The organism is bacterium, from assembly GCA_035370465.1.
Lineage (GTDB): Bacteria > Ratteibacteria > UBA8468 > B48-G9 > JAFGKM01 > JAGGVW01.
In genome coordinates, this window is sequence record DAOOVW010000061.1 from 1 (window position 1) to 8,797 (window position 8,797).

General features: G+C 33.6%; 8 protein-coding genes. All 8 read right to left on the reverse strand.

Annotated elements, in window-relative coordinates:
• Positions 1-594: 594 nt before the first annotated feature.
• The gene (gene uvrA / locus PLW95_07370; protein ID HOV22473.1) at positions 595-3,366 is read right to left on the reverse strand and encodes an excinuclease ABC subunit UvrA; all 2,772 of its coding nucleotides are present in this window, start codon (positions 3,364-3,366) and stop codon (positions 595-597) included.
• 459 nt (positions 3,367-3,825) lie between these two features.
• The gene (locus tag PLW95_07375; protein ID HOV22474.1) at positions 3,826-4,512 is read right to left on the reverse strand and encodes a prepilin-type N-terminal cleavage/methylation domain-containing protein; all 687 of its coding nucleotides are present in this window, start codon (positions 4,510-4,512) and stop codon (positions 3,826-3,828) included.
• Positions 4,513-4,643: 131 nt separating this feature from the next.
• On the reverse strand, positions 4,644-5,153 hold the full coding sequence (locus PLW95_07380) for a type II secretion system protein (GenBank protein ID HOV22475.1): 510 nt from the start codon (positions 5,151-5,153) through the stop codon (positions 4,644-4,646).
• Between the two features lie 698 nt (positions 5,154-5,851).
• On the reverse strand, positions 5,852-6,511 hold the full coding sequence (locus tag PLW95_07385) for a hypothetical protein (protein ID HOV22476.1): 660 nt from the start codon (positions 6,509-6,511) through the stop codon (positions 5,852-5,854).
• Positions 6,508-7,416: a metallophosphoesterase gene (locus PLW95_07390; GenBank protein ID HOV22477.1), complete on the reverse strand. Its 909-nt coding sequence runs from the start codon at positions 7,414-7,416 to the stop codon at positions 6,508-6,510. The genes PLW95_07385 and PLW95_07390 overlap by 4 nt, the downstream gene beginning before the upstream one ends.
• Entirely contained in the window at positions 7,407-7,904 is a 498-nt protein-coding gene (locus PLW95_07395) for a nitroreductase family protein (GenBank protein ID HOV22478.1), read from the reverse strand. The genes PLW95_07390 and PLW95_07395 overlap by 10 nt, the downstream gene beginning before the upstream one ends.
• 61 nt (positions 7,905-7,965) lie before the next feature.
• Positions 7,966-8,190 carry a type II toxin-antitoxin system HicA family toxin gene (locus PLW95_07400; GenBank protein HOV22479.1) on the reverse strand — a complete coding sequence of 75 codons (225 nt, stop codon included), beginning with the start codon at positions 8,188-8,190 and terminating at the stop codon, positions 7,966-7,968.
• Entirely contained in the window at positions 8,187-8,414 is a 228-nt protein-coding gene (locus tag PLW95_07405; protein ID HOV22480.1) for a type II toxin-antitoxin system HicB family antitoxin, read from the reverse strand. Before PLW95_07405 ends, PLW95_07400 begins: the two co-directional genes overlap by 4 nt.
• Between the last annotated feature and the right edge of the window lie 383 nt (positions 8,415-8,797).

The window sequence follows — 8,797 nt, forward strand, 5'->3', positions numbered from 1 at the left end:
CTCATCCCCGCCTTCTCCCCAACGGGGAGAAGGAAATAAATCCCCCTCAATCCCCGTTGTGCTATCTATACAAATCCACTTCTTAAAATCTCCCTCTGCCCCTCTTTATAAAAGAGGGGAGTATTTTTGGATGACGCACCAACTCTGCTTTGCTACCCTTTGCTTCCTTAGTCGGTTTTTCAAAGGGGGAAGCATCTCTCCTTCCCTTATAAAGGGAAGGTCGGGATGGATTTATAAAAATGCCCTTACCTTATTTTTTCAAGGACCCGGTTCTCACATCCAAAGGACCCCTCTGGGCGTAGCCCAACGGGCGAGCCTTCGGAGAGAACCAGGCCCTTTTATCTTATTCTTTCTTAAAATCCCCCCTCATCCCCGCCTTCTCCCCAACGGGGAGAAGGAAATAAATCCCCCTCAATCCCCGTTGTGCCTATTGAAATACATAACGGCACCAACTCTGCTTTGCTACCCTTTGCTTCTTCAGTCGGTTTGTTAAAGGGGAGAACTAAAAGAGAGAACTTATGGGTAAGGGATAGTTCCCCTTTGGGAGAGAATAGGTGAGAGGTGCCTTTTCAGTCAAAGCAGTTGACTAAAAACTTAAAGTTTTTCTTTCAAAAACTTTCCTGTATATGATTTTGGGTTTTTGGCAATTTTTTCTGGCGGTCCTTGTGCAATTACATATCCACCTTTATCTCCTCCTTCAGGTCCAAGGTCTATGAGCCAATCAGCATACTTTATAACCTCTAAATTATGTTCAATTACAATAACACTTGACCCTTTTTCAACCAATCTATTCAAAACACCAAGAAGTTTTTCTATATCTGCTAAATGAAGTCCAACGGTTGGTTCATCAAGAATATAAATAGTCCTTTCATTCCCTTTTCTTGAAAGTTCTGCTGCAAGTTTAATTCTTTGTGCTTCTCCACCTGATAAAGTCGTTGCTGGTTGTCCTAATGAAATATAACCAAGTCCAACATCATAAAGTGTTTGTAATTTATTTTTCAGATGAGGAAAATTTTTAAAAAACTCAACACTTTCTTCTACTTTCATATCAAGAATTTCTGCTATATTTTTCCCTTTATATTTTATTTCAAGCGTTTCTTTGTTATACCTTGTCCCTTTACATACTTCACATGGAATATAAATATCAGGTAAAAAATGCATCTCTATTTTTGTTATACCTTCACCTATGCATGCCTCACATCTTCCACCTTTAACATTGAAACTGAATCTTCCTGGTTTATACCCTCTGATTCTTGCTTCTTCTGTATTTGCAAAAATTTCTCTTATATAGGTAAACGCGCCTGTATATGTTGCTGGATTTGACCTTGGAGTTCTTCCTATTGGTGATTGGTCAATTTCAACAACTTTATTTATATATTCAATACCTAAAATTGCATCATGTTCACCTGGCTCTTCTTTTGATTTATATAAAATTTTTCTTAATGCATTATACAAAACATCTTCTATTAAACTACTTTTCCCTGAGCCAGAAACACCTGTAACACAAACAAATAGCCCCAATGGAATTTCAACATTTATATTTTTAAGATTATTATGTTTTGCTCCAATGATTTTTATCCTTTTTCCTGTTGGTTTTCTTCTTTTGGAAGGTAAAGTAATTTCCCTTTCTCCTGAAAGGAATTTTCCAGTAATTGAATTTTTAACCTTTATAATATCATCTACTTTTCCTTCTGCAACAACATATCCGCCATGAATACCTGCTCCTGGTCCAAGGTCAACAACCCAATCAGCATTTTTCATCATTTCTTCATCATGCTCTATAACTACAACTGTATTGCCAAGGTCTCTTAATGATTTCAATGTATTTATCAATCTTAAATTATCTCTTTGATGAAGTCCTATTGTTGGCTCATCAAGAATATAAGCAACTCCTACAAGTCCTGAACCAATTTGAGTTGCAAGACGAATTCTTTCAACTTCTCCACCAGATAAAGTATGAGTCATCCTGTCAAGTGTCAAATAATCAAGTCCAACTTCTTCCATAAAATTTAATCTGCTTATTATTTCTTTTAATATCTGTTTTGCTATCATTTTTTCTCTTTCATTTAATTTTAAGGTATTAAAAAATTCCTTTACTCCCTTTACACTCATAGAAGTTATATCCATTATTGATTTTCCCCCAACAGTTACAGACAACGCCTCTTTTCTCAACCTTCCCCCATTACAAACAGGGCATTTTATTTCTCTTATATATTTCATTATTTCTTCTTTTCTTCTTTCACTTTCTGTTTGCTTAAAAAGTCGCTCTAAATTTGGAATAACTCCTTCAAAATTATATTCATCAGAACCATAAAGCAAAATATTAAGTTGTTCTTCTGTTAAGTCAGAAGGACTATCATCAAGACCCTTATTAAATTGATAAAGTAATTCCCTTAACAAACTTCTGTAATACAAAAAAATACCTCTACCACCTGTTTCATGCCATGGTCTTATTGCTCCTTTTCTAAATGTCTTATTTTTATCAGGTATTACAAGGTCAGGGTCAATTCTCATTAAAAACCCCAATCCTTTACATTCAGGACATGTTCCATAAGGACTATTAAAAGAAAACATCCTTGGTGAAAGTTCTTCAAAACTTATTCCACATTTAACGCATCCAAAATTCTCATTGAAAAAAACTTCCTTCTGCCCATCATCAACTATAATTACACCTTTCCCAACTTTCAATCCCATTTCAACACTTTCTGCTACCCTACTTCTTTCTTCTTCTCCTATAATAAACTGGTCAATAAGAACTTCTATATTATGGATTTTGTATTTTTCAAGTTTTATTTTTTCATCAACTTCATAATATTTTCCATCAACTCTTACCATAAGAAAACCACTTTTCTTAATTTCGTCAAAAACTTTGACATACTCTCCTTTTCTTCCTCTTACAACAGGCGCTAAAATTTTCACTTCTTTTGTAGGTGGAAAAGATAGAATATTATCAATAATTTCGGAAGATGACTGTCTTGAAATAATTTTTCCACATGCTGGACAATGAGGTATCCCAATTCTCGCAAAAAGTAATCTCATATAATCATAAATTTCAGTTGTTGTTGCAACAATGGACCTTGGATTTGAGGCGGCTTTTCTCTGTTCAATTGCAATTGCAGGTGGAAGTCCAAAAATATGGTCAACATCTGGTTTCTTCATCTGCTCTAAAAATTGTCTTGCATAAGTAGATAAACTTTCAATATACCTTCTCTGTCCTTCTGCATATAAGGTATCATAAGCAAGGGATGACTTACCAGAACCAGAAACACCGGTTATTACTACTAAATTATTCCTTGGGATGTCTATATTTATATTTTTTAGATTATGTTCTCTTGCTCCTCTAATACTTATAAATTTTGGTTCCATAATTTATTATTTTACCCTCAAAATATAAATAATGGGATATATTCAATTTACAATTTTAATTAACAGAAAGTCCCGCAAATTTTAATAATTATGCAGTTAATACCAATTTGACAATATACATACAGTAAAAATATTTTCCCCTCACCTTAAATCACTCGGGCGTAGTCCACAGGCTCCGTAAGCCAAAAGCGAGGACCCTACGGACGAGGGGAAGGGTGAGGGGGGTATTAATTTCTATTATATATTTGATGTAAAAACAGTATGAATATCTTAGTGTCCAAAAATATGGGAGTTTAGGAAAATAGTATAAACCCCTTTCAAAATGTGAATTCTTTAAATTTTTTCATAGTTATAAAAAAACGGGATTTTAGGTTCTAACAGAAGGGAGAATATATTTAGAGAAGTAATGTAAGTTATTGATTTTCAAAAACTTGTTAACTTCGTAAGTTAACAGGAAGGTTAAAAAGGAAGAGCATTTTTTAATTTTATTGCTGTTTGTAAAACAACTGGTGCCTTGTTTTTTAATCCAGGGTCTTTTGATTTAGCAGAAAGAACTATTTTTACAAGCGTTGTCTCAGTGTCCAATTCCCCTGTAATAATATCTCTGCCTCTGCTATCATAATAAGTAAAATTTGAATATCTTGTATTTTCTGGCTCATCATTATTAACAACAAGTTCTACTTTATTATTTATATCAATTAGTGCTTCTTCATTATAAAAATTGGAGGCATCTGGTGGTAATGGGTCAGAATACCAACCAACCCATAAAGTTTTTGTATTATCTCCTTCATCAGTAAGTTCTCTTTCACTTGCAATTCTAACAATCATTGTTTCATTTTGTGTTTCATTATAAGCAACAAGGGTATTATAAGAAACACATGTATCATCATAAGTTCCCTCATTAAGAGTAATTGACCTTATACAAGATGCATCAGCAAGTCCCCAACCACCTCTTTTACCATGAACAATTGTATCCATCATTTGAGAAAGTGTTTGTTGAATTTCACTATGTGCAACAACAATTTTTCTTACTGTTGACGCTCTAGCAAAAAGAACAGTTATAAGACCAAAAATAATGACAAGAATAAACATAGAAATCAAAATTTCAATAAGAGTAAATCCATTTCCAACCTTACTTTTTTTCATATTTTGCCTCTCTTAAACTATTGCTTTCCTTTCAAAAAAATCAACTCCTTCCTTTCCAAAAGGAAGGTAGGCTCGCCCGTAGGGTCCACAGAATTTCTCTGGGCTATGCGCGAGGGGATGGATTTCTCCCTTTAAAACAACCCATTTCTTGAAATATAAATTTCTCTTCTTGATAAAACCGCATTCCCTTTTCTTCTTAAAACATAAACAATAACTCTTAAACCCATCGCTTTGTCATAATCAGGAGAAGTCGCCCAGTTAGATAGGGGTGTAGAAGTGTCATTACCATATCCAATTACATATCTTTCAATTTTAAATCTATCCTGAAATTCAGGAGGAGTAAAATCAGTTCCTGTTCCAATATTAATTGAATTTTCATCCTCAATTTCATCAACTATTTTCCCGTACTCCTCCGGTTTCTGTTCACCCCATCTATCACTATAAACAGGAGGAAATTCAAAATTTTTAACTTCTTCAATACTATATTGAGAAAGAGCATTTGCTATCATTATTTCATTTGCTTTATTTACAACATTCATATTTGATGACATTAAAAGTAAAACTATTCCTATAACAATAGCAATTAAAAATATAGAAATGACCATTTCAAGAAGAGTAAATCCATTTTTATAATTTTTCATTTTGCTTTTCGCCCATATTTATTTTACCATATTTATTTTTCTTTTTCACCATTTTTTTACTTCTTATTTACTTTTTTCAATGTTTTTTTCTACTTGGAGGTAAATTTTTTATTCTCTCAAAATCCCCCCTCATCCCCACCTTCTCCCCGCTGGGGAGAAGGATAAAATCTCCCCCTCAAAATCTCCCTTTATCCCCGTTGTAGTTATTAAATCCCTCTTAATCTCCCTTTTATAAAGGGAGAATTTTGGGGAACAAGCACCAACTCTGCTTTGCCATGCCTACCTTCCTTAGTCGTTTTACAAAAGGGGAAATTACAATAAATCCCTTCCTTTTATAAAGGCCTCGCCCGTAGGCTGTAGCCTACAGGCTACGGCCGAGGGAAGGGGGGCTCGCCCGTAGGGCTACGCCCGAGGGGCTGGATTTATTAAACCCCGTAAGCCCAACTTAGCACTTCTGCGTAGGGCTGGTTCGTATGCTATATTTTAAACTGCCTGTGTAGAACAATCTCCCCTCATCCCCGCCTTCTCCCCAACGGGGAGAAGGATGAAATCCCCCTCTCTCCTTCTCCCCTCTCCCCGCTGGGGAGAGGCTCGCCCGTAGGGCTACGCCCGAGGGGCTGGGGTGAGGGGGAAATTTATCTCCTTCCCTTAATAAGGCATGCCCGTCTATCTTTGTAGAGGGGAAGGGAAGGTGAGGGTCAGGGTGAGAATCTCTTATTCTTGGTTCTATTTTCTTTATATATATTATAAAGAACAATAATAAAAAAAATAACCCCAGTAGAAAAAAATCCCCAATGAAAATTTTCTGGTTTCACAGAGAGATATATTTTGGGATTTATGAAAGCATCAATTGTAAAAGAAATAAAAATAAAAAATAAACTTAATATAAACAAAATTTTCTCTCTATTCAAAATAATAATTTTTTCTTTTTTATCTTTAATTATCAATATCATTACTCCGAAAACAATCATAAGAATAGAAACTAAAACAGGGCATATTACAGGAGATGCCCATGAAACAGGAATTGAAAAAAGGATATCCCAGGTAAATAATGATGAAGGCCATTTTAAAAGGACATAAAGGAATACATAATAAAAAATATCCCATAAACCAAATAAAATACAAAAACACCCTAAAATTTCAACGCCTTTTCCAATAAGATAACTCATTGTAGTTAACATAACTATTGTAGAAAGTTCTCTTCCAAGTTCAACTAAATATAGTTTTACTGGGGGCATTGGGAATGGGAAGAAGAACCCAGAAGGGCAATAAATTTCTCTTAAATAATAAACAACTGCTGCCTCTAAATATCCCATTGCTATCCCAAAAAGAACCAAATTTATAATTTTTTTTCTCATTTTAAGTAAATAATTTCTTCATTAAAGACAGCCCATTCTCCATTTAATAAGGAGTTGATGTTTTTTGATATATATGTCTGGACAAAAATTTTATCTTTATAAACAACAAAATTTCTGAATTGGTAAGGTGGTTCAATTAAGGAAGAAGTTGAAATAAAATGGATATTGTTTTCTTTATAATGAAGATTTGAATGTATATGTCCTGATAACACAATTTTTACCTGTGGAAACTCTTTTATAATAGATAGAATTTCATTTGCTTTTGGCATCAATAAAGGTGTATTATGAGTAAAATTCTTTACAAGAAATTTTGTAAATCTATCACATATAAGTAATCTATGAGTTGCAATTATTGTTGGTTTTTGAGAATTCTCTTTTAAATCATTTTTAAGATAAGATATTTCTTCATCAGATGGGAAAATACCAATTATTATAAAATGCCAATTATTAAAATCAAATGAATAATATTTTTCCCCAAATACATCTTTGAAATTATTCTTCCCAACAACATCATGGTCTCCCATTACAACATAATAAGGAATTGTTGAATTATCAAGAATTTTTTTTACTTCCTCCATATCTTCTTTTTTTCCATACTCTGTTATATCTCCACAGTGAATTATAAAATCTGGTTTTACATTATTTCCAATGTATTTTATGGTTTTTTCAACAATTGAAAAAGAATAATAGGAGTTTTTCCAGTGAACTCTATAAGGTCCTATTTGAATAATATGTTTTGGTTCTTTTTTAAATTCTCCTTGACAAGTGCAATGAGTATCTGTTATAAGAGCAAATTTCAAAATTGGTTTTTCTTCATAAGAAGGAGCATTTTGCCAATTATATGAAGTAGAAAAAACAAAAGATGAAACAAGAAAAATAAATAGAAATATTTTTTTTATGACCATTTTTCTTTATGGAGAACTTCATTCAATGGTCTTTTCTCTTTTTTAGGACTTTCTGCTGGATAACCAATTGAAATCAGTGATACAAGTTTATATCCAGTTGGTACTTCTAAATATTCTCTTATTTTTTCAGCGTAATGTTTTTTATCACCTGCTATCCAACAACTTCCAAGTCCAAAACCTTTTGCAGCAAGTAAAATATATGTTGTGGCTGCTGACCCATCTTCTAAATAATATTTTGTATCTTTACAAAAAACAGCAACACAAACAGGGGCATCTGCAATAAATTTCCCATAATCAGTTATATTTGCAATTTCGTTTCTTCTCTTTTCTTCTTTCACAACAATAAATTCCCATGGCTGAACATTTACAGCAGTTGGTGCAAATCTCGCACAATCAATTATTTCTTTAATAATATCTTCTGGGACTTCCTTTTTTTGATATTTCCTTATACTTCTTCTTTCCTTCAAAATTTTTATAATTTCTTCCATTTTTCTCCTCCTCTATCATTCTATTTTCCAAGTGCATAGCAAAAATATATGTCAACTTCATTCAAAGCAATTTTTTAAATTCCTCTATTTTTATTCCCATATCTCTTATAATTCCAGATAATGTTTTTTTCTTCATATCCTTTGAATGTATAGGAATTACAACTCTCCTTTTGTCTTTTTTTCTATAATAAACAGCATGACTTCCAGATTGTCTATCAAAGACAAAACCTAATTTTATAGCAACTCTAATTACATCTTTTGGTTTCACAATTGGTAAAATACTCACAAGGTTACCTTTGCTAATTTAATAGAAATATCATCTTCTACTGGTATTGTCTCATTATGACTTTTAAGAGATTCGATATAAAGTTTTATTGCATCCTTTATATTTTCAAGTGTTTCCTCATATGTCTCCCCTTGCGTGTGACATCCCTGTAAAATAGGGCAAAAAGCATGGTACCCACCTTCTTGCTCTCTTTCTATTATAACAGTATACATATATTCTTCCATTTTTCTCCTCCTCTATCACTTACTGATACTGCCAAAATTGGCTAATTAAATTCACTCCCGTTGTGCTATCTGGAAGACGATAACGCACCAACTCTGAGAAACAAGGTAAGCAACTTCAGTCGGTTTATAAAAGAGGGGAACATTAAATCCCCCCTCATCCCTACCTTCTCCCCAGCGGGGAGAAGGATGAAATCCTCCTCAATCCCCGTTGTACCTATTGAAATACATTACGGCACCAACTCTGCTTTGCTAACCCCCGCTACTTTAGTCGGTTTACTAAAGGGGGAAGTTTTTCTCCTTCCCTTATAAAGGGAAGGTCGGGATGGATTTTATTAAACCCCGTAAGCCCAACTTAGCACTTCTGCGTAGGGCTGGTTCGTATG

What these genes read in the sequence shown, in the direction of transcription:
- uvrA (HOV22473.1), bottom strand. Translation starts at nt 3,366, where the DNA reads ATGGAACCAAAATTTATAAGTATTAGAGGAGCAAGAGAACATAATCTA.
- PLW95_07375 (HOV22474.1), bottom strand. Translation starts at nt 4,512, where the DNA reads ATGAAAAAAAGTAAGGTTGGAAATGGATTTACTCTTATTGAAATTTTG.
- PLW95_07380 (HOV22475.1), bottom strand. Translation starts at nt 5,153, where the DNA reads ATGAAAAATTATAAAAATGGATTTACTCTTCTTGAAATGGTCATTTCT.
- PLW95_07385 (HOV22476.1), bottom strand. Translation starts at nt 6,511, where the DNA reads ATGAGAAAAAAAATTATAAATTTGGTTCTTTTTGGGATAGCAATGGGA.
- PLW95_07390 (HOV22477.1), bottom strand. Translation starts at nt 7,416, where the DNA reads ATGGTCATAAAAAAAATATTTCTATTTATTTTTCTTGTTTCATCTTTT.
- PLW95_07395 (HOV22478.1), bottom strand. Translation starts at nt 7,904, where the DNA reads ATGGAAGAAATTATAAAAATTTTGAAGGAAAGAAGAAGTATAAGGAAA.
- PLW95_07405 (HOV22480.1), bottom strand. Translation starts at nt 8,414, where the DNA reads ATGGAAGAATATATGTATACTGTTATAATAGAAAGAGAGCAAGAAGGT.